We start from the raw sequence: 25,479 nt of genomic DNA on the forward strand, positions 1-25,479 counted from the left end.
TGCCCTTGCCGGTGCAGCCTCTTGAGGGGGCCTTGATGATAGGTCAACACTCTCTCCCTAACGGTTAAATTCACCACTTTTTGCCACCCCGATTAGACTAAAAATTGTCTGCGGGGTGGCTAATTTTTTCCGCTTTCAATTACGATTGGGATGAGCCATGATTTAGTCATTTTGCACCCTTTTTCCTGGGATACCCAGTGGCCCTCAGAAACATGATTTTGAGCATGAGGCATGAATGTGACATGAGGCATTTGAAAATTACAATCTAGATTGCAACTTGGTCTTAGGGCAAAGTAAGACGACGAGATTTGTTGAAAAACTTCCCTAGAGGATAGAAAAGTAATGGTTTGGAAACCGGGTCATGTCTTGCAAGACGGTAAGTATATTATTGAAGAAAAGCTAGGAGAAGGAGGCTTTGGTATTACTTATCTCGCCAGTGATAGATCTAATAATTTTGTTGTTATTAAAACATTGAATGAAAAAATTCAAAATCGGCGCAATTTTGCTAAATGTCAGCAGGATTTTTTAAATGAAGCCTTGCGTTTGGCTAAGTGCGCTCACCCTCATATTGTGGGGATTCATGAGTTAATTCAGGAGGAATCATTATGGTGCATGGTAATTGAATATATTGATGGCATAGATTTAGCGACTTTAGTAGACAACGAGGGAGCTTTACCAGAGCCGGAAGCGTTGCACTACATTCAGCAAATTGGGGAGGCTTTATGTGCGGTTCACCGGCAGGGTTTTTTACACCGAGATATTAAGCCGCTTAATATTTTATTGCGAACAGAGCAAGAAGAAGCTGTGCTGATTGATTTTGGTCTGGCTCGCGAATTTACGCCAAATTTGACACAAATTCATACAGAATATATCTCGAAGGGTTTTGCACCGATTGAGCAGTACGATCGGCGCTCACTTCGGGGTGCTTATACAGATGTCTATGGTTTGGCAGCTACGTTATACGCGCTTTTAACGGCAGAAATTCCTGAAGCTTCTCCAACTAGAGATCGCCAGGTTAACCGGCATCAAAACGACCCCTTGGTGCCCCCAAAGCAATTCAATCCGGAAATCAGTGAGCGGGTGAATGCGGCAATTCTTGAGGGGATGGCATTAGAACCTGAAAATCGCCCGCAAACGATACCAGCTTGGTTTAATTTGTTAGGCATTGAGCTGAATTCCACGGTTTCTGAGCCGGCAGTGGTTTCAAAGGTTTCTGAGCCGGCTGTGTTTTCTCCCCAATGGACTTCAGCCGTGGGGATGGATTACAGCCGGCTGCGCGATTTCTTAGCGGCGGGAAATTGGCAAGAAGCTGATCGGGAAACGGCGGCTATTATGCTTCGGGTTTATGGTAGAGAAAAAGAAGGCCGGTTTAGTATAGAAGATATTCAAAAATTTCCCTGTAGGGATTTACGCACCATTGATAAACTGTGGTTGGAACATAGCAACGGATACTTCAGTTTTAGTGTGCAAAATCAGGTCTGGAAAAGTGTTGAAAAAAATTACGAAGCATTTGGAGAAATAATTGGTTGGCGTAGAGGAAATTCTTGGATTTCTTATTCTGAACTTATTTTTAATTTAACGGCTCCCGAAGGACATCTTCCCAGTTGGGGCCGACGAGGGCGTTTATGGTCTGCTTTTGCGAAAAGAATTGAAGAGTGTGGTTGATAAGGAATTTAAAAGAATATTAGTTTAAGTTTACAAAAAAATTGGTAAAGCTTGTCATTAAAATTTTGTTTTTAATGGGGTAATTTAATGGGAATAACCCTAAATTAGGAAAATAGGAAATTTAGAAGTCATTTTAATTTTTTAAAGCGACAAATTGTGGTGGGATTCATAGGCGAGGGAGAATGAGAGCCGGCAACTACAGTCGAGTGTGGAGTTAAATTTTCTGGAAACACACAATTGTGATACTGGCGTGTTTTCGCGAGATTTAAATAATTGAGAGGTTCCCAGCGAAAATTTTCCGGATTGCTCCGACTAGATAGGCGTATCTAGATTGTGATGTCGTTACACCCAATTGGGAAAAGAACTTGTTTGGCCACAGGATGTTCCTGAACGCGTGCAGGGAAAGCAACTGGGTAAAAACGCTCTATCCCAATACCAGAGGAGCTTCTGCAATCATGGCACGGGCACTTTCTTTTTCTACTCGAACACGCATTGCTAATGTCACCCTGCCCCGAACCAGTCGATCAGTGGTGTTTATGCTGCTGGTTACAGCTTTTTTAAGTGTGTGCGTCGGGCGTTTGGTTCAGCTGCAATTTATTCAAGGGGAATACAATCGGCAACGAGCTGAGCAGAATCGCATTCACTTGGTTCCGATTGCTTCTGATCGCGGCAATCTTCTGGATCGCAATGGCAAACTGTTAGCGGCGAATCGGATGTCCCGGTCTGTTTATGTGTGGCCTCGCGAACAATCGCCTGAAAAATGGCGTGTGATGGCGGCTGAGTTGGGTTCTTTGCTAAATATCCCTGCCAGCGATATCGTCAAAAAACTAGAGCAGGCGGGTTATAAGTCTCCCATGCCGGTGCGGATTAGCCGAGATATCACAAGCAACACTTTTGTGAAGCTGGCAGAACGGTTTGGTGAATTTCGCGGCCTCGAAGTTCGGGCGGAATCTAACCGTTACTACCCCAATGGCGATTTAGGCGCTCATGTGATGGGCTACATTGGGGAAGCCTCTGCGGAAGACCTGAAAGCCCATCCAGAGTATCCAATGGGCATGATTGTTGGGCAAATGGGGCTAGAACGTAAGATTAATACGAAACTGGCAGGCGTCTGGGGAAATCGTTTGGTGGAAGTGGATGCTGCCGGTTCTGAACTGCGAGAATTGGGTGAGAAACCTGCTAAACCTGGTGAGTCGGTACGGCTAACACTTGACGCCGAACTCCAGAAAACTGCCGAAAAAATGCTTGGGAAGCGGCGAGGGGCAGTTGTCGTTCTCGATGTCAAAACCGGCGCTGTTTTGGCAATGGCGAGTGGGCCGACGTTTGACCCCAATCTTTTCACTCGCAAAATCACCTCTGCCGATTGGAAGCGCCTGCAAGGTGAGGAAAAGCCATTTCTCAACCGGGCACTTCAAGGCTATCCACCCGGTAGCACGTTTAAAATTGTTACGTCAATCGCCGGCATGGAGTCTGGCAAGTTCGCACCTGACTCAACGCTACTGAGTTCTTCCTCCATTAATATCGGTGGCATTAGTTTTCACGAACATGGCGGCGGTTATGGAGTGATTGGCTTTACGGATGCTTTGGCCTATAGCAGCAATACATTTTACTATCAAATGGGAATGGCCGCCGGCCCGGAGGAGATTGCTAAATGGGGCCGCCGCGTGGGGATTGCCGGCACAACGGATTTAAATTTATTGGGGTTGGGTGAAGGCAATCACGGGACGCTGCCAACGCCGGCTGAGAAAGAAAAGCTCTATGGTGAACCTTGGTATGTCGGTGATACGGTGACAATGGCAATCGGTCAGGGGTTGGTCTTAACCACACCTTTAGAGATGGCGGTGATGATTGGGGCGATCGCCAACGGTGGCAAACGTGTTAAACCGCATTTTTTGAGCGCTCAAACCAACACACCAGCCACTAAACCCGAACCCACCGGCATGAAACCTGGAACGGTAGAGGCGATTCGCAAAGGATTGATTGCAGTGGTTCAGAAAGGTACCGGCCAGCAGCTCAATGATGGTTCTATCCCCCTGACGGGTGGCAAAACCGGCACGGCTGAAGTCCCAGGACAAGAAGATAATTCCAATTATGTTGCCTATGGGCCGGCTAACGATCCCCAGATTGCGATTGCTGTTGTCGTGGAAAATGGCGGGTATGGTGCTGTTTCTGCTGCTCCAATTGCTCATGAAATCTTCAAAACCTATTTCAAGCAAAAGCGTTAGGGCATTTTGAGCTTATAGGGGGGCTTTTCTCCCTCTGCTCTCTTTGTAAACTTTCTGTTTTAGATGCTACAAATCAACCGCTCTGTAGATTGACTTATGGAAATTTATACGCATATTTAAAAACTGAACTGGTCAATTAAGGCCCATCTAAGTCGCATATCGGCGCAACCCGGTAAAAACAGCCAATTCTTCTGCCGGCCTTGCTTGATGCCGGCGAACGTACTCAACCTTAACATATAAGTTAAATGTCTAGCAGTTGATAGAGCCGGTGTTCAGGCCATTGTTTTTTCTCTGGCTAACTTGAAACTTACCTCAGAAAATATTAAAAATAAAAGCGAAATGAACAAAATTACTTAGAAAAACTTATATAAAACGGGCATTTATCGCTTTTGCGAAAGCAAAAATAAATTTTCAGTAAAATTTGATACCGTTTTAAACTAAAAATGCTATTCTTAAAAGATAAACCCAATAAGCCACTTGTGTTTTTAGGACTGTTCACCATGAACCAATCACGTCAGGAAATCTTGAAAGAAACAGCCGCAACTCATCGCGCCAGCCTTCAAAAACACTTGCAACACCGACTGGAAGTGGCCAGAGCCAAAGGCGATGAAAATTTAGTCAGACAGTTGGAAGCGGAATCTAATTACTTGAGCTAGTTAGGTTTTAGCGCTCAGAGTTCAGCGCTCATTTGCCAGATTGCGAGCTGATTCATTCAGCAGATGCGATGAGCGATGAGCCTCTGACTCCCCACCCCATTTAACAGATGCAGCGTCAGGCCACCTTTAACGGCGGTTGGCTTAAAGGTGGCCTGACATCGCAATTATTCTTCATCTTTAACCTTCAAGAAGCTTTGCCGGTGAGCGTGAGATCGCTTGCCGGTTTTGCTATTGGGCTATCTTTGATCAAATATAGAAAGCACGAACACCGACATTAATTTGACGGAAGCCGGCCAAGCCCATTTTTGTAATTATTTTGGCAAATTTGGGATGTACCTCACCGGCTGATCTCTGTCAGCATCTCTCTAATTGCGGTAAACAAGTATAGAGGACTACTTAAGTTTGGCTCATAACCAAAGTGAGGAACTACCTTAGAGATCGAACAGTCCAATTACAGCCAAGACGTGCTTGAATCTCATCACAGCAGCCGGCGAAGCGCCGCACAATGTAAAGCTGAACTGTTTCACCTGGGGAAATGACAACTATGACAGCTCAACTAACCAATTGGATTTCTGTGGCGTGGCAAGCACTGCTTGCAAATAACCGCTGGATGGCTTGGAATCTATTTTTAGCTTTAGTACCACTAGCTTTGAGTTTTTGGCTATTCCACCAACCTCGCTCTCGCGTGTTGCGCTGGGGAACCTTCATCCTCACCGGCATGACTTTTTTCCTAGGTATACGGCGCTACTCTTTAACATCTGCGGTTAATCTTTTACGGGATATTCGAGCGATTTATTTAGGTATAGATCCAATTTATTTAGTTGGGGCACTCATCGGAACGCTCATTTTAATGGGATTAGATTTTTGGCTGCTAGGCTGGCGCGGCGCTCGTTCTTTACTGTGGTGGTTGGGATTTCTAGCTTTCATCTTTTTCTTGCCAAATGCTCCCTATGTGTTGACAGATGTCATTCACTTTTACGAAGAAATTCGCTATAACTATTCGGTTTGGGTGCTAACTTTAGCTTTAATTCCCCAGTATTTAATATTTATGGGAATTGGGTTTGAAGCCTATGTGATGTCTTTGATTTACTTGGGTTTCTATTTACGCCGGCAAGGTTGGGGCAGATTTATTTTATGGGCTGAGTTAATCTTGCACGCTTTGAGTGCTATTGGGATTTATCTCGGTCGCTTTCAACGCTTCAACAGCTGGCACGTCATCTCTCAACCAGATCAGCTAGTGATGAGTGTGATGAGAGATTTAACCCGCACCCGTCCGCTGCTCGTTATAGTTGTTACTTTTGTGGTAATTGCGGTTTTTTACTGGCTAATCAAACAAGTGAGCTTGGGAATTATGCATCGCCTGAGTAATCCGAACCATGCTTTTCCTCCAGCCGCCGATCCTGATTCTTCTACGGCTCGATTTTAAGTTTGACCTCAGCTTAACCCGGTGATTTTTTCAACCAAAGTTTTTTATTTTCTTCATTTTAAATGCCTTGAGAAGTAGGCGGACATAAATCACAACACCTTTAGCCATGCACTCTTTAGGCATGAAGTTTACTGGAGTTGATGACGGGCTGCATTTAAAAGCAAACGCTGTTCCGCACGCGCGAGGGCGGTGTAGGTACTTTCAATAGCTTTTGGCTCGACAGAAATCGAGCGAATCCCCCACTGAACCAGTTGATCAATGAGATCAGGATATCGTGCCGGCGTGCCCCCGCAGAAAGAGCAAGGAATACCGGCTTGTTTGGCTAACTCAATTAAATGCTGAACTGCTCGCATCACCGCAGGATGATGTTCATCAAAAGCTGCTGCCATTTGCGGATTTTGCCGGTCGGCTGCTAACAGCAATTGAGTCAAGTCATTTGTCCCGATGGAAATTCCTTGAAGACCGGCTTTCACATAATCAGGCAGTAAAAACAGTACGGAAGGGACTTCCGCCATCAGCCAAAGTTGGAATGATTTTTGCTGAGTTAAACCGGCTTTTTCAACTCGCTGCCGGCAGAAGGTAAATTCCTCAACACTACGCACGAAGGGCAAGATTAAATTTACATTCGTGTGGCCGGCCTGGTGCAGTTTAGCCAATGCTTGAAGTTCTAAATCGAATAAGCCTGGATCTAAAACATAACTAAAGGTGCCGTGAACGCCCAAGGTGGGATTAACTTCTTCGCCGGCATCCGCACCTACTAACGATTGCAATTCATCAGAGCGCAGATCGAGAGATCGGTAAAATACTGGTCGTGGTGAAAAAGCTCTCGCAAATTGACTAAGCTGGGCCGTAATTTTTTCAACAAATTCTTCAGTCGCTCCTTTTTGCAACCATTGGCGGGGGTGCTGATTTTCTAAGACTTCAATCAGCATGAGTTCTGAACGCACTAAACCCACGCCATCTATCGGCAAGCCTGCCAGTTGTTCAATAGAACTGGGTTGACTTAAATTAACGAAGAGTTGGGTTGCTAAAGGAGTTGAGAATGAAGAATGGAGGCCGGAGCATAGAGAATGAGATGGTTGACTGTTCATTCTTAATTCTTGATTGTTTAGTCCGAATTCTTGATTGTGCTGTTCACTGAGCCGATAGATTTCGCCCTTATCGCCATCAATAAACACCAACTCGCCGGTTTGAATTAATTGGGTGACACCGGCAGCCCCGACAACCGCTGGAATGCCCAGTTCTCGCGCCAGAATTGCCCCGTGGCTAGTCATTCCCCCTTGTTCGGCAACCACACCGGCAGCTTGCTTGAGCAGGGGAAGCCAGTCTGGCAAGATAACGGAGGCAATTAAAATTCGTCCGGGGGGCATTGCCTCGATGTTTTCATTCAGGCTAGCAATAACTTGAGCCGGCGCGGTTGCTTGTCCTGCGGATGCCGGCACGCCCTTAATTGCAGTGTTGGAAAAATTAGTCGGTGGCAAGTTAACGGGTAAATGATTGCCTTCTAGCCAACTTGTTTTTTGTATGTCTTCATCTCTCCCATCAGGATAAGCTTGGGTGAGATAAAGTTGTGGTTGGGAAACGTCTTTTCCGTTGCAAAGTGTCCACTCTAAAACACAAGCAGAACCCAACTCAACTGACACTCTTTGGATTAACTCGATTAATTCTTTGAGATAAGGGTGTTGCAAAGCATACTGGTTTTGCTGTTCAGTGCTGAGCATATAAAGCTTGAGGCAATCACTCGCGTGGGAAGATAAGACATCTTCAGTCGGATCAGACGGATCAATGAGGTCATAGGCGATGGTTTTGCTTCCCAGTCGCTGAATTTGCACTACGCCTGTATGGGGGTTTAGCTGATAGGAATCTGGGACAACTTCTCCTAATTTAATAGACTTGCCCAGTCCCCAAGTGGCTTGAATTTCGATAGCCCCTAAGTCGGCTTGTACTTCCCCTGAGACAATTGCCGGCCACAACGGTTGTACCAAAACCCCTAAGCTAATTTGTTGCAGCTCAATCCCTAGCCGGTGCCAGCAAAATAAACTTCTGGCCCTAAATAATTCTGCCCACGTTCGTTTCAAGGCGATGGCCATTTGCTCTGGCTCGCACCGGCATACATGACTCTCCAGCAGTCCGGAAATCTTGAGGCTGCTGGCATTTGCCTGCAATGAAGGTAACGTGACGGAAGGACGAAATATCAGTACAGGTGCCTGCAACAGTTTGCCAGCCGGCTCTAAAGCTTCAAACATTGCCGGTGGCAGATGTGCCGTTATAATTTCATGGCGAATGCGCTGGGCGAGTGCACTGAGTTGGTGCGACTCATCCACATTCAAATGCAGGGAAGAATGGGGCAGTTCCGCAAATAGTGGCTCCAACCAGTCATAAGTGTGCCAAAACTCCTGCAATGCCGTAGCAGACACGACAAATCCAGGCACAATGGGATAGCCCAGCCGCATTAGCTGATTCAGGTAAAATGCTTTTTCCCCTATCAACTTGCGCTCTGGGGGTTGAATCTGGCCGAGCCAGTAGAGATTTTCCACGTTAACGGTTTAGCCGAGCTAAATACTATTAATCTTATTTTGCACGGGCTAGTTTTTTCGCAGGATTAAGCACTTATTCCCTAAAAAAAGAATAGGCCGCGAATTCTGAACTCGCGTTCGCTTAAATCCAATGAAAGTTTAGAGCTAGGTATTGTTGATAACTCTGCGCCGGCGAGACACCGCGAATAACCCCGTAACAGTTGCAATACCCACAAGTGTGCGGGGTTCTGGAATTGCGGTTTTAGTCCCGGCAACTATCTTAAAATCCGCTCCATCGAACTGCTTTTTACCAATTACTCGAACACCCTGGATGGTGGATTCAAAGTGAATTCCTTTAGAACCCACGTTTTGAGCCACATCGATTTCTGTGGAGTCAATCGAGTAACCAGCATCATCCCACTGATTTCCCGATATTTTTACAGAATCGCCAACCGTTGCTGTTTGGTTTTCAACAACTTCATAAATTGGTTGAATTTCTATATCGCTGTTCATCCCCCGTTCCCACAGGAAGACGGAGTTAAATGAATTGCCTTGATTGAACAGCAGATCCATTGTGAAAACGCCTCCCTCATCTGGCGTGCCTTCCACGCCATTATCCTCAGTATCAATAATATCGTTAAGGTTAAAAATAGATTGTTGGTGATTGCCCAAGGTTTCCACGATCATTCGTTCTACCCTCGACGTATTGAACTGTCCGCGCCGGCTCACGTTACTCTCCACCGGCAAAGACTCCAGCGCCAAGCCGGTTGCAAAGTCACCTTTATCAAGGCTAATTCCACCCCTACTTCCTGTTTCGTCTGAAGCGATTAATCCCTCGACATTGGATAATAGAGCCGTTTCTGTAACCCGAAACAACTCATCGAGCTGCCAAGACTGATTTCCAGAAGTAATTTTCTCAAGTGAGATATCGCACTGAGTCATTGAACTGCACGAGTTCACAGTGCCAGTGCCAGGGTAAGAAAAATCTGTGCCAAAAGAAAATAAGCTGGCCGAACGAGCTGGCGTCGGGGAGAAGGCTAATACGCCACCGACAATTAAGCCAAACCCGATACAAGTCGGTCTAAGATTCATAATAATTTCCTTCCCCCTGATTATTTATTAAAAATGTTATGGGCCTGCTTTCCGTATATTTACCATCTGAAGTTTGCCTTCTTGACAATCTTACTTTTTAGCTGAAATCCAGCATTTTGGCTTATAAATCCGCAAATTTGCGTGTAATGGAAGCTTCCTGGAATCTCATTGACTCGCACTGTTGCGACCGAATTCACTGTTTGTGCCAAATCTACGGTCTTTTCTGTTGCATATTATAGTAAGTTCTGCTAAACACAATCCAGTATTTCCACCCTATCTTTACTGATTCTTTAAATTCCCGGTATAAATTCCCTGAAAAACCTCATGAATGCCTGAGGTTTTTATCTAAACCCTCTAAAGCTTCCGTTTTGAGAGGTTTTTATAGCATGAATTTGCTCGTTATTTTATAAAGGAATCTTAAAGATGTCAATAACTTACAGAATCTTTACAAATTTTTTTGAACCGTGGCAAGGCAAGGAAGTTGTAAAAAGCATCTTTCCTGAGGCTACAGCAAGCAACAGGAGGTTTTTACTTTATAAATATGAAGGTATATAGGTTAAGTGAGAACAGAGAAGTTGATTATAAAGCACAGTGTCTTAAGCTCAACTTAAAGAATTGTTTATACAAAAAGCCACTTTTGGGCCTCAGGGTCATGAAAATCTTATACAAAATTGGCTCGTGGGCCACAGCCGGCACTGGGATGGGCTAGGTAAAATCGCTATGATGCGTTTTAAGGATGTTGCAACCAAGCGCCAATAATTGCACACTCAAGAACTGAAGCTGATGTCGGGGTACACAAAATGAGGAAATTGACTGACAAATTTAAAGGCTTCCTCGATTTATTTCTCAAGTCAAGTTGCCCCCTATGCCAGCGTCCAGCTCAGGATTTACTCTGTCAGTATTGTCACCGGCAGCTACAACGCTGCGAATTAACTAAAGTAAGCCGGCGTTCAGCAAATGAGCCGGTGTTTGTTTGGGGAATTTACGGAGGTGCCCTGAAACGCGCCATTGCGGTGATGAAATATGAAAATCACCCTCAATTAGCCCAACCCCTCGGTCACTGGATGGGTGAAGCTTGGCTAAAATCTCCCATATCTACCGAGAGCCGGCTGACGGTTGTCCCTATCCCCATGCACCTGAAAAAGCTAAAGGAACGAGGTTTTAATCAGGCAGAGTTACTGGCAAAAAGTTTTTGTGAAGTGACAGGTTTGCCGGCGCAACCGCAGGGTTTAGAACGAGTTCGGCAGACAGAGGCTCAATTTGGGCTGTCTGCTTCGGAACGGCAGCAAAACGTTGCCGATGCCTTTAGTTTGGGAAAAGCATTTCGCCACCGGCATCCACAAGGTTCGGTTTTATTGTTAGATGACATCTACACAACCGGCTCAACAGTTCGCGCAGCCGCTCAAACCCTGCGTTCCGCAAACATTCCCGTGTGTGGAATTGTGGCACTTGCGGCACCCCAGCAGGGGGATCGGGAGATTTAGAACTAAATTTTAAAATGGGTTTGTTCTTGAAGAAAAGCGTCAAAAGTTTGCCGATCGGGCATTGAAGGCTGTGCACCGGCTTTGGAGGCACAAAGGGCACCGGCAGCAGCACCCCAGATGACGGCTTGATGAAGAGATAAGCCGGTGGCGAGAGCAGCCGCGAGTGCACCGTTAAAGGCATCACCGGCAGCGACGGTGTCAACTGCTTCGACGGGAAAAGCGGGGACAAAAAAGCTTTCAGCAGCAGAGGCGCAGAATACCCCTTGAGCACCGAGTTTCACAATTGCTGTGCCGGCACCCCTGGATCGCAACTCATCAGCGGCTTTGGCAGCCGTTTCCGGATCATTCACGGGAAAGCCAACCAGTTGGGCTGCTTCAATTTCGTTTGGGGTGATTATATCAATAAGCGGATAAAGACCGTCAGGGATATCTGGGCGTGCCGGTGCGGGGTCGAGAATGACGGGGATGCCTGCATTTTGGCCGGCTGCTGCTGCTAGGAGTACAGTGGTTAGGGGAATTTCTAATTGCAACAGTAAGACTTTTGCACTGGGTAGCAGTTTGATTAAGCGCCCGACATCTGAAATTTTGACGCGCCCGTTGGCACCGGCAACAATGATGATGCTATTTTCGCCGGCATCGTCTACGGCAATCATGGCAATGCCCGAGTGAGCATCCAAATCAATCAATACGCCGGCAGTGTCCACACCGACAGCTTGCAAACCGGCGAGGAGTTCTTGCCCAAAGCTGTCACTACCGACACGTCCTACCATTTGAGCCGGCACTCCCAGACGGGCTGCTGCGACGGCTTGATTTGCGCCCTTGCCACCGCCGGCAGTTAAGAAGTGGTTGCCGGCTAAAGTTTCCCCTGCCATCGGCAACCGGGGTGTTTTGGCAACGAGGTCGAGGTTAATACTGCCGAATACAATCACGCTCATGGGCTTTTAATTATACCAGTTAATTGCCTTTAATCAAGAATCGATCTTGTTAATTCCCAACCTCTCATTAGCTTTTTTGTTTAATTTTGCAATTTCAAGAGTGGCTACTTGAAAAACGTAAACTTTAGTGTATTTCTCTTGATCCCCAAGCGGATTTTGATAAAGTAATAAAAGAAGCAACCGAGCTTCCCCGACAGATACCACAGCGAAGTCCATTTAATTGAAGAGGTAAAAAACGCTGTTTCATCTAACATCTGTCTCATTCCCTAAAAACAGCAGCATCCAACTAGAGGGCTGATATTTCCTATATTGCTAACTGGAGAGCAATGCAAACTGAACTTTTTAAGTCAGTGCAACTCTAAGTTAAATGATAAAAACAGGAAATTCCTCAGCGAGTATAGCTTGGGTGCTGTTGTTGTTTTAAAGATTTTATCAGTACAAAAGCTTGTAAATGCCGGCAAAGTTCAGTATTTTCTGACTAAGATTAGCCCTGCCATCGCAACACGGTAGGGAAATCAATCTAAACTTGCTTCTTAATCTCATATCTTGCATCCATCTCACCAATCGCCAGGGATTTCAATCCCTAGCGATGAGTGAAACACCGGCCTTAAATTTCTTTAAGTAAATACTCACCTGTCGGTTCATCACTGAAGACTCAGGATTTTTTGCCAAAACGCTGCTGTAAGCGGGAGACAAAAATATCCACTTCTGGTAACTTCAACTGGATAGCCAATACCCCAAAAATCACTAATCCCACCCCACCGGCAAGACATAGTTGCAGCAGTTGCACGAGCAAACCCTCAGTCCCTAAAGTCTTCTGAGACAGCCAAAGCGTTCCCCAGCAGGCAACACCGGCAAGGACGCTCAAACCACTGAGCGCAAAAATTGGCCTGCACCACTCCTGCCAGGATAAACCATGAAGTTTGCGATCAAGCAGCACTAATAGCACCACCATAGAGACAAGGTTGACCCCAACGGTGGCTAACACCAAACCCGGTGCGCCAAATGCCTCAACCATGATGTAATTGAGCACGACATTGAGCAGGATACTCGCCATACTGACTCGAAACGGCGTTTCTCCATCGCCCAAAGCATAGAACACCCGCACCACGACATCGCGTCCCAAATAGACAAACATCCCGATGCTGTAGGCGATGAGCACCGGCGCGACAAACTTAGAAGCGTCTGTATTGAAAGCACCCCGTTCGTAAACAACGCGCACGATGGGCACAGCGAGGGTCACCATTAAGGCGCTAAGCGGTAGCATGGTGATGCCGGTGAGGATTAAACCCTGACGGATTCGCACCTTTAGTTCTGGCCAATCGGCTGGATCGGCTAGCCGGGAAAACATCGGCAGCATTGGCACCAGCAACACGTTAGAAATAATACCGAGGGGTGTTTGCACTAAAAGACCGGCATATCCCAAGGCAGCAGCCGCTTGGGGAATAAAGGAGGCAAACCACAAATCGGTGTAAACGTTGATTTGCAACATCCCAGAGGAAAAGGTAGCCGGCCCTAAAATATTCATCACGTCCCGCACCCCAGGCCGGTTAAAATCAAACCGCAGGCGCAACGTCCCCATGCCGGCCTTCCACTGGGAGGCAAGTTGTACCAACCATTGTAAAATCGCTCCAGCCAAGGTTCCCCAGGCAAGCACGAGTCCGCCGGTGAGAGCATACTGCGGCAGTGTAATTTTATCGCCTAACTGTAAAGCCAGCAGTCCAAGCCCACCAATGACCGTGATACTAGAAAATAAAGGACTGATCGACGGCAACCAATATTGATCCGCTGCACTGAGCGTACCAAAGCCGATGCCAATTAAGGCAGCGAGTAAAGCCATCGGGGCCATGATCCGGAATTGCTGAATGGCGATCTCTCTGGTTTGAAGCAGCGTTTGGAATTGTTCTGAACCGATTCCACGCGTTGCCGCTTCTGCCGCCGTTACGTTTAAGCCGGGTGCCACAACATTAATGAGGGGGGCGGCGAAAATCACTAAACCAACCGTCACTAACAGAAGCACTCCGCCTACCAGCGTGGTGATCGTCTCCACCAATGGCGCTGATTCTTCCTGCTTCCGCTTGGCCAAAACACTGACAATTGCGCTGTGAAATGGCCCGTTAATCCCACCCAACAACACAAATAAAAAGCCAGGGATGACATAGGCGTAGTTATAGGCATCAACAGCGGCACCTACACCAAAGGCTGCGGCGATCGCTTGCTGGCGCACTAAACCAAACATTTTGCTAATAAGGGTGGCCACTGCCACAATGCCGGCAATCCCAGCCAAGGAACGAGCGGGTTTTTTGATGTCAGACACGAATTGTTAAAAGTAGCTAAAGTGCTTCACACTATTTAACCTGAATTTGGTGACTCTAACCCCAGGTTGAGCGCCACCGCAATTTTCAAAGCAGGTATCTCGGTACAATAATGCTCTGTTTCACTCCTCAATTCAGGAAAGCGATTCAGGGAAACCAGCTATTGCGGCTTAACACTAACATGATGTCCGATTGGCTTTATCAATACCCACCTCTCTACCCAGGCATTTTAGTCAAACGTTATAAGCGGTTCTTTGCAGATATTGAACTGGCTTCGGGAGAGGTGATTACGGCACATTGTCCGAACACCGGCCCGATGACGGGTGTATGCACAATTGGCGCAAACGTGCAAGTGTCTTACAGTGACAATCCTAAGCGGAAGCTGGCTTATACCTGGGAGATGATAGAAGTTTGTGACACCGAACCGACTTGGGTAGGAATTAATACGGCGCTGCCGAACCGAGTGATCAAGTTGGCGCTAGAAAAGCGGCTGTTTCCCCAGTTAGGCGATTATGAGGGAATTCAGGGTGAGGTGCCTTATGGTTTGGAAAAGAAAAGCCGGGTAGATTTTGTGTTATTTCAATCTCTCGAAGAAACCCTTAATTCAGTTAAAGTTAAAGCAACTTTAACTCCTACCATTTTTCAAGACGATTTATTACTAGAAACCAGCAAGGTTATCTCACATTCGGACTCAGACAAAATAACTAATGCTGCTTCTTGCTTCTCACCCTCTTCTCCTCCCGCAAACTATTCTTTGAATGGATTAACCGACACACCTCGCACGATTTATTTAGAAGTGAAAAACACGACGTTTACAAATGGTAAATTAGCCCTATTTCCGGATACCGTAACCGAACGAGGACAGAAGCACTTGCGGGAGTTAATGGCGTTATTGCCGGCAATTCGTCCGGTGATGCTTTATTTTATCAATCGCAGCGATTGCACCAGCTTTGCGCCTGGAGATAATACCGATCCGGTTTATGGCAAGCTGTTGCGAGAGGCTGTTGCCAAGGGTTTAGAGGTATTGCCTTGCCGGTTTGAAGTGACGCCGGTGGGGATTCGCTATTTGGGTTTGGCTAAGTTTGAGGTGTCAGAAAGTTAGCAAACTGAAACAATCTGATTGATAACTTAGTGGTATTGTTGAGACTGTTTTAATAGATGCTCTCCTCAAAATCGACGTGACCATTCGTGTTTCGTTCTCTGGGGTTCAAAAAACTTGCCTTGCTTTAGTTGCCGCCGCCGGCAGTTTTATTGCCGGTGTTCTGATGCCGGTTGATCCCCCTTCAGAACCGGCATCTGTAAGGCTAACAAATATACTCAAGCCGGCAGTTAAGTTAGATTTAGAGTTTCCCAGTGTAAAAGCGATTGCGGATCAGCGGGTTGAACAGTGGTGGGATTCTATCACTCAAGGGCAAGATGAAGGAAAGAAAAAACAAGTTTTTTCGTCCCCGGCAAGTTTTCAGGGGAAAATTGTCCAGCAGGCAGAATTAGCCGGTCAGGAAAAAGTTATTGCTTTAACATTTGATGATGGCCCTTGGATAGATACTACAGAAAAGGTATTAAATATACTTAAGCAATATCAAGTTAAGGCAACCTTTTTTTGGATAGGGAAACATCTCAAACTTTACCCCCATATTGCTAAAAAAGTTGTAGTGCAGGGTCACGCAATTGGCAACCATACTTGGAATCATCCTTACAGCTTAAATCCATCAGAAGCAACTAAAGAAATTGAAGATACAGCAACACTTATTTATCAAGTGACAGACGTAAAAACTTCTTTATTTCGTCCGCCTGGAGGAGTTCTAAATAATGGTTTAGCCGCTTACGCTCAACAACAGAAATATACTGTTATGATGTGGTCGGCTGATTCTAGAGATTGGAACACCGGCACATCAACATCAACGATGATCGACAATGTTCTGCGTAATACCAGATCGGGGGGAATTGTGCTGCTGCATGATGGGGGTGGCAATCGTTGGCAAACAGTTGAAGCGTTGCCGGTGATTATTGCAGAATTCAAAAATCGTGGTTATAAATTTGTGACAGTGCCAGAGTTGCTGCAAATGGAGGAAAATGAAAGGAAAATTCGAGCGAAATAGAGAATTACCTTGGGATTAACTTTGCAAAAAATTGTTAAACTCCTAAGTTATCTACTTACAAATAGAAGTAAAAATAATAATGTAACTAAAAAAATAAACAACCATATAATATTTTGTAAATATGCGTTTTTTTTGCAAACTCTGTTAGCGCATATTTTGTTTAAATAGTTCTAAGGTAAAATCGTCTAGGATATTCACTTAAAGATAAGTTTAAAAGTTTGAACTGAGAGCTTTGTCTTTACACATAAAATAAAGATTGCAAAACATGAGGCCGGCAGCGCTCAGCAGCAGCAAAAAAGAGACAGCGATTCCCCTGACGCTTTTTGGATTCGATCCCTCCAAAAAGGCAAGCGTATAAGACATTTTTTTTAATGCGAGTATGGTCAGTGATCGAAAGTGTCTACAAAGGCGCTCAAAAAATAGAGTTTCCGATATGCTGTGGAACAGGCTAAGGGACGTTGGTCACGCTAGGACTTGGCTTTGGCCCAATGCCGGCATCACTAACGCGCATCCTCACATCAAGCATTTTCAACGGGTGCATTACAGCAAACTCAATAATCGGCAACGCCTATTCGTTACAAAGTCGTACATGAATGTCATTGGTGTCTCTATCGCGATTAGTTTTTTAATGACCGGACTGTCTCAAGCATTGCTGCCGGCACTATCACTGTCAGAACCGCTGGCGGAACAACAACTTTTTTTCCTCTCATCCAAGCTCAATGCCAGAAGTTCAGCCGGTTCTCAATCTTGGCTGAGTTTAAAAGACTCAGAAGTGCAGACACCCATAGAAAATGTGCTTGAAAATCAATGTCAGAAGGAGCCAGTCGGGGTCGGTATTCCAGGGTTTAAACCGGGAACACCGAAAAGTCATGTCCGCCAGATGTTTGGCAGACCAAGCCGAACGGTGAGTGGCTACTGGCCAAATACCACCGCGATGATTTATGACTTAATCCCAGAAAAAGTTAGTTTGGGCTTTCTATTTGACACAAATTCTGAGTACCTTCGCCAAACAGAAGCATCCTTTGCCAACTCAGTCGAGTTTGATGCGATCCAGATAACCTTAAACAGTATGTTAGGCTGCCGGCTCAACGAGCAAATTAAACTGGGGTTGCAACTGGTGCAGCAGGGTCAGTCCAGCCGGTACTTCTTTTTTTTAGAAACCCTAAAAGGAGTGATTGAGCGCGATGATCGCCAGCGCATCTACATCGGTATTTGGGAGGCAGACTTGCACTAAACGAGCGTATCAGGGAAAAGGTGAAACAAACTTCACCCTTCACCCTTCATAGTTTGCCCTGACTCAGTAAGATTGTCCGCGTCGCTTCTGCGCTTCCTGCTGAGCCTTTTCACTATTTTGACGATAAAGCGCCGCTCGGTTTTGAGCGATCTTATGGCGAGGATTAGTAGGCGGGACAGCAGCCATCAGATCCCCCGCCTGCTGCCATTTTGCGGCAAGGGCCAACCAATCAGCCGGCGATGCGGCAACTTTACCGGCAGATGAAGCTTGCTCAGCCAGTCTGACAGCATCGGCAAAGCTATCCCTGCTCGGAGAACTCCCTGGCTTCACTGAACCGGCCGGCTTTGGTGTTTGTGCTTGCATTGGGTTGCTCAACTTCAAGCCAAGCCAATTACTGAGCGTCCAGCCCAATAACACTATTAATAAACTCAGGCCCAGACCCCCTACCAAGATGCCGCGCCAGAATTGACGTTGCTCTCGCTCGAAACGAGAAGTGACACTCTGCTGAGGAAAAGCCGGCTCCTCAACATCTCGTTTGCGATCTTCCCTATCTTCTGCCAGCCGTTTTAGAAAGTTCGGCTTGGCTAGGGTAATTTCTTGGGACCAGAGAAGCTGACTTTCTGTCTCGCGATTAATTTCTTCTAGCCAAAGTAACTGCTGCTCACGGACAATGCGACTGTTAACTTTTACCCGACGAATCTTACGCGGTGCCAAAGACTCTAAAATCTGCTGAATGCGCTCCACTAAGCTAGATTGTTCAAGCTGTTCCGCTTTCGCCGCCTCGCACAGCAATTGCAGCACCCCATTTTCCAAAACAGCTCGCGTTCTAACCCCGGAGTGCGAGAGTTTATCATTTAAAACTTGGATAATCGCCGCCACGCTTCCCTGGCGTGCCTGTCGTGCGATGTTATCAATCGAATTTGCCATGTTTCATACAGCCGGTGATTAATCGCTACCCCTGAGTTTTTGACTTAAATCCTTTAGCCAGATATTCTGACTTTTTGCTAACGTTACCCCAGGCTCAGAATATAACGAATCATAACGATATTATCAACTGGTTGCTTGGCACAAATTTAGGAAGAAACTTTCAAACAGCACTGATAGGTTGTAATCCCCTCGGTGGCTAGAGAAGCGCTGTTTTTTTTTGCGTTGAGCGTCAGATGTCAGCGATGCTTTGCCTAAGCGAGTTTCACCGACATGAGTGCAAGCCGGCAGCAACTTGTGCCGGTGTTCCCTCAAGCAGCATCCGCCTCCATTCCCGAAGCAGGGTAGAATGCAAGGTGAAAACCTTAAACAGCCGAGGGGAAAACAGGGATCTTAATCATGGGCAAAGTGATTCGCGGCCTCATCTTTGTACTAGATGACAACATTGATACCGATCAAATTATTCCGGCTGAATACCTCACGCTAGTTCCCTCGAAACCGGACGAGTATGAAAAACTGGGAAGCTACGCCTTAGTCGGCTTACCAGACCGCTACGGCAAGTTTATTGATCCGGGTGAAATCAAGACCCGTTACCCAATTATTATTGCCGGCGAAAACTTTGGCTGCGGTTCCTCACGAGAACACGCACCTATTGCCTTAGGCGCTGCCGGTGTCGAAGCTGTGATCGCCCTCTCCTACGCTCGCATCTTTTTCCGCAACTGCTCAGCCACCGGCGAACTCTACCCTTGGGAATCCGTTGATCGGCTGTGCGCTCAGTTTGAAACCGGCCAAGAAGTTACCATTGACTTTGAACAAAACCGGCTGGTCAATCACACGCTTGGTAAGACCTACGACCTCAAGCCACTGGGCGAAGTTGGCCCCGTCATTGATGCCGGTGGCATTTTTGCCTATGCCCGTCAAACCGGCATGATTGCTGCCAAGTAATCTTGTTAATGTTAATACATTTAAATTGTATAAAAAGCGGCACATAAATTTCAATGTTTTTGTTTCATGAAAAGCATTACCTTGATCTGCCGCTTTTACATTTATGTAATTTAAATGCAAAAATTCTTTCGGATTAGCGTGTATCTGTTAACCTCACCCCCTGTTCTCCTAGCTCCTCTCGCCGGCTTATTGTGCCGAGACAGGTCTCATTGTGGTCTCAGCAGCTAAAGGTGTTTTTGGCTGATACTCTGGCACAAGGCCCTGGAGTTCTGTCCGGATGCCGGCGGGATCGGCAAGCCGAGCTTGTGCGAACAGCGCTTCCAGACATGGTTCTAAGCATTTCCAGCGAATTTTAGATTCATGAGCACAGAAAATCTTGGGATGGTTTGTCGCTTGAGCATTGGCGCTATCAATCAGCAATTCTTCATGAATCTTTTCTCCAGGTCTTAAGCCGGTGATTTCAATCTCAATGTCCTCTCCCGGTTCCAAACCACTCAAACGAATCATCTGCACAGCTAGATCGTAAATCTTCACAGGTTCACCCATATCCAATAAAAACACCTCGCCGCCTTTGGCCATCGCTCCCGCTTGAATTACCAAAGAAGCGGCTTCAGGGATGGACATGAAATAGCGAGTCATCTCTGGATGCGTAACTGTAATGGGTTTACCCTCAGCAATTTGCTGGCGGAACCGGGGCACAACGGAACCGCTACTATCTAGCACATTGCCAAATCGAACCATCGTGAAACAGGTAGGAGTTTTAGGGCGTTCGGCAAGCGCCTGCAAAATCAACTCCGCCACCCGTTTTGTTGCGCCCATAACATTGGTGGGGCGCACCGCCTTATCTGTAGAAATCAAGACAAATTTGCTGACCCCAGACTCCATCGCACAACGGGCTGCGGTTAGTGTCCCTAAGACATTATTCCAAATCCCCTGAGCGGGATTTGCTTCCACTAGGGGAACGTGCTTGTAGGCAGCAGCATGATAAACCGTATCGACCTGATATTTGCTCAAAACATCCTTCAGCTGGACTGAATCGGTTACACTTCCCAAACAAGCAACTTTATGAAGTGTGGGATAATTTTCAGCCAATTCCATGTCAATGCTGTAAAGGGCAAACTCGCCCATTTCATAAAGCACCAAGCACTTAGGGTTCTGTAAAGCGATTTGGCGGCACAACTCAGAGCCAATGGAGCCACCCGCACCCGTCACCAAGACCGAGCGGCCCATCACATTCATCTGTAATAACTTTAAATTCGGCGCAACTTGTTCGCGACCTAACAGGTCGGCAATATCAATGTTGCGAATCTTACTAATAGAAACTTTGCCAGCCAGAATCTCTCCGATGCTGGGTACAGTCTTGACCACCACCGCTAAAGACTGCAACCGCTCTAAAATTTCAAGCTTGGTTTTCCCGTCCACAGAAGGCATAGCCAAGAGAATCGTATGAAAATGCTTTTTCTCTCGAAGTTTGGGTAAATCCTGCGGTGAGTAAACATTCAGTCCCTGAACAACTTGGTGATGGAGAGAGGAATTATCATCCACAAAGGCGATCAGGCGATAAGCAGGGTTCGCTGATAAGGATTGTGCCAATTCCGACCCAGATGCCCCAGCTCCGTAAATCACCACTCGTTCTACCGGCACTGTTGTACAAGCCATCGAGTTGAGTTTGTAAACGAGCCGGCGCAACGAAAGCCGAAACCCAACCACGAACAGCAGGGTTAGCAGTGCATCTATAATCAGAACCGAGCGAGGCAGTGACCACAGATCCAGAAAATAAGCAAGGCTAACCAGTGTACCCGAACTAAGCGCGACTGCTTTAAGCGCCGCAGTGAGCAAAAACTCCAAGCTTGTGTAGCGCAGAATAGGTCGGTAAAGACCCATGACCCGAAAAACAGTGAGTTTAATGCCTATCAGTAAGACGATTAACCCACTGTAGCGATAGATTTCTGGCACGGAACTCAAAGAGCTAAAGCGCAGTCCCAACGCGCTATAGATGGCGACCAACAGCAGCACAGCGTCGATGGCCATGAGAAAATAGCGTTTTTGCCGTCTGGATAGTGAAGAAGCCGCACTCAGAAGCACAGCTTTTATCTGTTGGATTAGCAAGTTCACGGAGACTCTACAAATTGCTATGATTTAATTCGTATTTGTAAAGATTTGCATAAATCTGGCTCTATGTTGCTAAAATCTACCACTCGCCATATCCACATATTCACCGCCGACGTTGAAAACAACGAACTCGTTCCTAACGACCAGGTATTAACCCTTGATGTCGATCCAGACAACGAATTGCTCTGGAAGCAAGACACCTTGCAACAGGTCTACCGCAAGTTTGATGAGCTGGTTGAATCCTACGACGGGCAAGACCTAACAGAATATAACCTCCGCCGGATTGGTTCCGATTTAGAACATTTTGTGCGCTCGCTCCTTCAAAGTGGCAAAATCTCCTACAACTTGAACAGCCGCGCCCTCAACTACAGCATGGGACTTCCTCAAGTGGTTTCCCAAGATAGTTAGAGCGCTTTCTACTGATCCAAGCCATGCCTATTTATACCGCAGTCAAGAGCGGCAGCAAAGGAGAGATCAAGCTGAATTTTCCTCAGATTTTCTTTCCGTCTCCAAAATAATGGGTTACGATCTCAGCGATCTCGCTCACCTTACTGCCGCCGCTGTAACAACTGTTTTGTTTGTGGGCAATTTGACGGTTGGCCATAAACCGACTCCAAAAACCCGCGATAAACTGATCCATCGTTTCAGAAAGCACCCAAGCGTTGAGGCGCATCATCTGATAATTCATCTCCTGAGACTGCTTCAGCGCTGCGAGTGTTTGATTTATCTCCAGGCTATCAGGGCATTCTGGCTCCACAATGCTGGGATTGGAAACCGGCTCAAAATTAGGAGTGGGCATGGCAATGACCAATAGAGGTGAATAAATCGATCTGGTAAGAGGATTCCCTAGGGCTAAGAGAACCTAAAGAGTAAAATCAGGATGAATGCTAGAAAAATACTGGCGCATGGGTGGCTAACATCTTTGAGCAAGTCAATGGAGCGACTTTAAGTTTTCATTTAAAAGCTCCCTTACCCTTCTGTAAGGGGTAAATTTTTACAACAAAGTAGTGAAAACGCTCCCTGGCATCCTTTTAGGGCGCTGCAATTACTCGCATCCTGAGCGAAAATGAAGAGAAGCCTTTTGTGCTGTACTTTCACCAGCAATCGCCCACCTTTAAAGAATCAGGCACTACAATAAACCACATCTGCAATACTGCAACTTAACAATTAGAGCCTCAACCAGCTAGCCTGATAAGGCGTTTGCTAAGCAAGGCTGTAGCAACAACAGCTGATAGGCGCGAGGAATCCCATGCAAAACGACGCGGCAACAATTGACTGCCCCAAGGCCACCTGTCAGACTTCTAACCCGGAGACTCACAAGTTTTGCCAGAAATGTCGCGCGCCCTTACCGCGACGATACCTTTGGGCTGTAGGGAAAGGACTACCCGTCTATAAACCCGGACAGATAATAGCCGATCGCTACTTGCGAAAGTCTGAGCAGATTTTACTGGATACTAAACCAGGATTTCCACCGGCAGTACCCGAAGAAATCCCCGAACCGATCGCCGCCTATCTTAGATTATTCCCTTACCGGCTGCACATCCCTCAAGTGTACGGACAACTGCATCCGCGCTCAGAAGGCCGGCAAACCCCTGACATTTGGCTGTTAGAACCGGCACCCGTTGGTCTCGATTCCGAAACAGTCAACCTGCAATTGCGCCCGCAGCTAACCATCGCCTGGAAAAATGCCACTGCTATGCGGCAGATGAATTGGCTGTGGCAGATCGCTCAGTTGTGGCAGCCGTGTAGCACAGAAAACGTGGCTTCCAGTCTGCTTAATCCAGAACTGCTGCGAGTCGAAGGGCCACTCGTTCGATTGTTACATCTGCAAAGTGATCGAACCCCTGCAACCCTAGGGCAACTGGGCCAGATGTGGTCACAATGGGTGCAAACAGCTAAATCCCCGCTCGCTCCCTTTCTCGATAAATTGTGCCAAATGCTAATAGAAGGGCGAGTGCGAACCGGCGAACATCTCGTCGCTCTTCTAGATCGAGGACTGGCCATCTGCGGGCAAACACAATCTCGCACTTATGAAATTGCCACACGCACCGACACCGGACCCAGCCGTAGGCGAAATGAAGATGCTTGCTACCCAGTCAGCGGCACCAACCAAAGCTCAGCAACCGAATCTTTAGCCATTGTTTGCGACGGCATTGGAGGCCATGAAGGGGGCAATGTCGCCTCTGCCATTGCGATTGAGGCTATCCGGCAGCGAGTGAAGCAGTTGCAGTCCCATTCTCAAGATTTAGAGCCTCAAAGCCTGATCACTGAACTAGAAGAATCAGCCTGTGCCGCCAATGATGCGATCAGTGACCGCAACAACGACGAACAGCGCCAAGGTCGCCAGCGCATGGGCACAACTTTGGTCATGGCTTTTGCAAAAGCTCACGAACTGTATCTTACCAACATTGGCGACAGTCGAGCTTACTTGATCTCCCACAATGGCTGCTATCAAGTAACCCTAGATGATGATGTGGCAACTCGCGAAGTGCGCCTAGGCTACGCTCTTTACCGAGATGCTGTACAACAGCCGGCAGCAGGTTCCCTGGTTCAGGCACTGGGGATGGCAGCTTCAGGAATGCTACACCCCTCTGTCGGGCGCTTTGTAATCGACGAAGATTGTCTTTTTCTGTTGTGTTCCGATGGGCTGAGCGACAATGACCGCGTCGAGCAATACTGGGAAAGTGAAATTCTGCCCGTGTTAACCGGCCAGACCAATGTAGCCACGGCAGCGACCCGATTAATCGCCCTCGGCAACAGCCAAAATGGCCACGATAACGTCACCGTCGGGATAGTCTGTTGTCGGGTGAAAGAAAACAAGAACGCCAACATCACTCCAGAATTGCTGCTAGCCCAGCTGGACGCTGCGGACTTACCAGAAAATACAGCAGGGGCAAATCAGACCGCTTTATCCACTGCCCCCACACAGCTAGTAGAGCGTCCGCGTCGAGCCGGCAGCCCCTTGCCACTATTGTTGCTGATTGCGATGTTACTAGGGCTTCCCGTCCTAGCGTACTGGCTCATCCCAGGAGTCAAAGAAGGGGTCGATCCCTTGATTGGGCGGGTGCCGGATTCTAATCCCGATCCTGAGCCGGTTACTCCTGTGGTCGATGCCTCTGTAGAGTCCTTAAACGTGGGTTCTCTGATCCGAATTCAAAATTTGGCACCAGAAGCCGTTGAAGGTCAAACTCAGCTAGCACAGTTACTCAGCCAACCGGGACAACCAGATATTGCCGGCTCAGTGTCGGCAGGCAGTGTTGTGAAAGTTCTTCGTAAACAGACAACCGCTGATCGGATGAGCTGGTTGCAACTCCAAGTCTGCTGGATACCGCCCCGAAGTCGGGTTAACTCAGCCGCTAGCCAACCACAGCTAGCTGAACGTGAGGCTGCGCCCGTTAACAATAACACTGAGCAACGCTTGAATAGTCCTACACCCCAGCAAACGCCGGTAGTTAAACCCAGCGGCAAAGCTACGACTGTCGAACCAGTCACTCGGCCTCCTGTGCGACAAAATCCGATTGGCTGGATGGCAGAGGAGAAAGTTCGCTCGGTCGCCCTTGCTATTCCCGATCCGAAACCCGAACAGGTGGGTGAGTGTGTTCAAGAGCCGGCTACCTCCCCAGCAGCAACCACCGCCCCACCTCCTTCTGCCGCTACGCCGACTCCATCTGCCTCTCCCCAGCCAAGTCAGCAGTAAGGGAGAGTTTCACCCCTGAGGTATATTTAAACAATTTTTGAGGGAAACCTTCCCCTTAGGATTAGCACTGACCCGCTCACACTCATCTAGCACCCAACATTTAAGCCCATTGCCACTCTGTGTGGCCGTTTTGTGTTGTGTCTGCCGGGAATAA

At 47.1% G+C, this 25,479-nt stretch carries 20 protein-coding genes; 12 read left to right on the forward strand and 8 right to left on the reverse strand.

Annotation, left to right across the window (positions count from 1 at the left end; translation table 11 throughout):
• Window positions 1-342: 342 nt before the first annotated feature.
• From H6F56_RS24600 to H6F56_RS24620, 5 genes are all read left to right on the forward strand, one after another.
• Window positions 343-1,665: a serine/threonine-protein kinase gene (locus H6F56_RS24600; RefSeq protein WP_190674350.1), complete on the forward strand. Its 1,323-nt coding sequence runs from the start codon at window positions 343-345 to the stop codon at window positions 1,663-1,665.
• A gap of 455 nt (window positions 1,666-2,120) precedes the next feature.
• A complete protein-coding gene (gene mrdA / locus H6F56_RS24605) occupies window positions 2,121-3,890 on the forward strand; it encodes a penicillin-binding protein 2 (protein WP_190674353.1) in 1,770 nt (589 codons plus the stop codon).
• 500 nt (window positions 3,891-4,390) lie between these two features.
• A complete protein-coding gene (locus H6F56_RS24610; protein ID WP_190674355.1) occupies window positions 4,391-4,546 on the forward strand; it encodes a hypothetical protein in 156 nt (51 codons plus the stop codon).
• A gap of 107 nt (window positions 4,547-4,653) precedes the next feature.
• Complete coding sequence (locus H6F56_RS24615) at window positions 4,654-4,824, forward strand: hypothetical protein (protein ID WP_190674358.1); 171 nt, start codon at window positions 4,654-4,656, stop codon at window positions 4,822-4,824.
• Window positions 4,825-5,090: 266 nt separating this feature from the next.
• Window positions 5,091-5,972, forward strand: a complete 882-nt coding sequence (locus tag H6F56_RS24620) for a DUF1361 domain-containing protein (protein WP_190674360.1) — start codon at window positions 5,091-5,093, stop codon at window positions 5,970-5,972.
• 128 nt (window positions 5,973-6,100) lie between these two features.
• Here H6F56_RS24620 and H6F56_RS24625 read toward each other — a convergent pair whose 3' ends face one another.
• Together H6F56_RS24625 and H6F56_RS24630 are read right to left on the reverse strand one after the other, a co-directional pair.
• Window positions 6,101-8,509 (reverse strand): putative PEP-binding protein, encoded by a 2,409-nt coding sequence (locus H6F56_RS24625; RefSeq protein ID WP_190674362.1) that lies wholly within the window; start codon window positions 8,507-8,509, stop codon window positions 6,101-6,103.
• A gap of 144 nt (window positions 8,510-8,653) precedes the next feature.
• Window positions 8,654-9,580, reverse strand: a complete 927-nt coding sequence (locus H6F56_RS24630) for an exosortase-dependent surface protein XDP2 (RefSeq protein ID WP_190674363.1) — start codon at window positions 9,578-9,580, stop codon at window positions 8,654-8,656.
• An 800-nt stretch (window positions 9,581-10,380) separates the two neighbouring features.
• Between H6F56_RS24630 and H6F56_RS24635 the strand changes: the two genes are divergently transcribed.
• Complete coding sequence (locus H6F56_RS24635; protein WP_190674365.1) at window positions 10,381-11,064, forward strand: ComF family protein; 684 nt, start codon at window positions 10,381-10,383, stop codon at window positions 11,062-11,064.
• A 2-nt stretch (window positions 11,065-11,066) separates the two neighbouring features.
• Here H6F56_RS24635 and rbsK read toward each other — a convergent pair whose 3' ends face one another.
• Together rbsK and murJ are read right to left on the reverse strand one after the other, a co-directional pair.
• Window positions 11,067-11,999 (reverse strand): ribokinase, encoded by a 933-nt coding sequence (gene rbsK / locus H6F56_RS24640; RefSeq protein WP_190674368.1) that lies wholly within the window; start codon window positions 11,997-11,999, stop codon window positions 11,067-11,069.
• A gap of 655 nt (window positions 12,000-12,654) precedes the next feature.
• Window positions 12,655-14,316, reverse strand: a complete 1,662-nt coding sequence (gene murJ, locus H6F56_RS24645; RefSeq protein WP_190674370.1) for a murein biosynthesis integral membrane protein MurJ — start codon at window positions 14,314-14,316, stop codon at window positions 12,655-12,657.
• A gap of 179 nt (window positions 14,317-14,495) precedes the next feature.
• Here murJ and sfsA point away from each other — a divergent pair, with 179 nt between their 5' ends.
• From sfsA to H6F56_RS26630, 3 genes are all read left to right on the forward strand, one after another.
• Entirely contained in the window at window positions 14,496-15,416 is a 921-nt protein-coding gene (sfsA, locus tag H6F56_RS26625; RefSeq protein WP_190674372.1) for a DNA/RNA nuclease SfsA, read from the forward strand.
• Between the two features lie 76 nt (window positions 15,417-15,492).
• A complete protein-coding gene (locus H6F56_RS24655; protein WP_309236628.1) occupies window positions 15,493-16,413 on the forward strand; it encodes a polysaccharide deacetylase family protein in 921 nt (306 codons plus the stop codon).
• A 433-nt stretch (window positions 16,414-16,846) separates the two neighbouring features.
• Entirely contained in the window at window positions 16,847-17,647 is an 801-nt protein-coding gene (locus H6F56_RS26630; RefSeq protein ID WP_242032156.1) for a hypothetical protein, read from the forward strand.
• A gap of 63 nt (window positions 17,648-17,710) precedes the next feature.
• On the opposite strand, the gene H6F56_RS24665 is transcribed toward H6F56_RS26630, so the two are convergent.
• Window positions 17,711-18,574 carry a hypothetical protein gene (locus H6F56_RS24665; RefSeq protein ID WP_190674374.1) on the reverse strand — a complete coding sequence of 288 codons (864 nt, stop codon included), beginning with the start codon at window positions 18,572-18,574 and terminating at the stop codon, window positions 17,711-17,713.
• Between the two features lie 123 nt (window positions 18,575-18,697).
• Window positions 18,698-18,886 carry a hypothetical protein gene (locus tag H6F56_RS24670; RefSeq protein ID WP_190674377.1) on the reverse strand — a complete coding sequence of 63 codons (189 nt, stop codon included), beginning with the start codon at window positions 18,884-18,886 and terminating at the stop codon, window positions 18,698-18,700.
• 84 nt (window positions 18,887-18,970) lie between these two features.
• Between H6F56_RS24670 and H6F56_RS24675 the strand changes: the two genes are divergently transcribed.
• Window positions 18,971-19,516 (forward strand): 3-isopropylmalate dehydratase, encoded by a 546-nt coding sequence (locus H6F56_RS24675; RefSeq protein WP_190674380.1) that lies wholly within the window; start codon window positions 18,971-18,973, stop codon window positions 19,514-19,516.
• A 186-nt stretch (window positions 19,517-19,702) separates the two neighbouring features.
• Here the strand turns inward: H6F56_RS24675 and H6F56_RS24680 are convergent, their stop codons facing one another.
• On the reverse strand, window positions 19,703-21,547 hold the full coding sequence (locus tag H6F56_RS24680) for a polysaccharide biosynthesis protein (protein ID WP_190674383.1): 1,845 nt from the start codon (window positions 21,545-21,547) through the stop codon (window positions 19,703-19,705).
• A gap of 147 nt (window positions 21,548-21,694) precedes the next feature.
• Here H6F56_RS24680 and H6F56_RS24685 point away from each other — a divergent pair, with 147 nt between their 5' ends.
• Window positions 21,695-22,036 (forward strand): NAD(P)H-quinone oxidoreductase subunit M, encoded by a 342-nt coding sequence (locus H6F56_RS24685; protein ID WP_190674386.1) that lies wholly within the window; start codon window positions 21,695-21,697, stop codon window positions 22,034-22,036.
• Between the two features lie 82 nt (window positions 22,037-22,118).
• Here H6F56_RS24685 and H6F56_RS24690 read toward each other — a convergent pair whose 3' ends face one another.
• Window positions 22,119-22,427 (reverse strand): hypothetical protein, encoded by a 309-nt coding sequence (locus H6F56_RS24690; RefSeq protein WP_190674389.1) that lies wholly within the window; start codon window positions 22,425-22,427, stop codon window positions 22,119-22,121.
• A gap of 450 nt (window positions 22,428-22,877) precedes the next feature.
• Here H6F56_RS24690 and H6F56_RS24695 point away from each other — a divergent pair, with 450 nt between their 5' ends.
• Window positions 22,878-25,325, forward strand: coding sequence for a PP2C family protein-serine/threonine phosphatase (locus H6F56_RS24695; RefSeq protein ID WP_190674392.1), 2,448 nt, complete (start codon window positions 22,878-22,880; stop codon window positions 25,323-25,325).
• Window positions 25,326-25,479 lie beyond the last annotated feature (154 nt).

It is taken from the genome of Microcoleus sp. FACHB-672, assembly GCF_014695725.1.
GTDB lineage: Bacteria > Cyanobacteriota > Cyanobacteriia > Cyanobacteriales > Oscillatoriaceae > FACHB-68.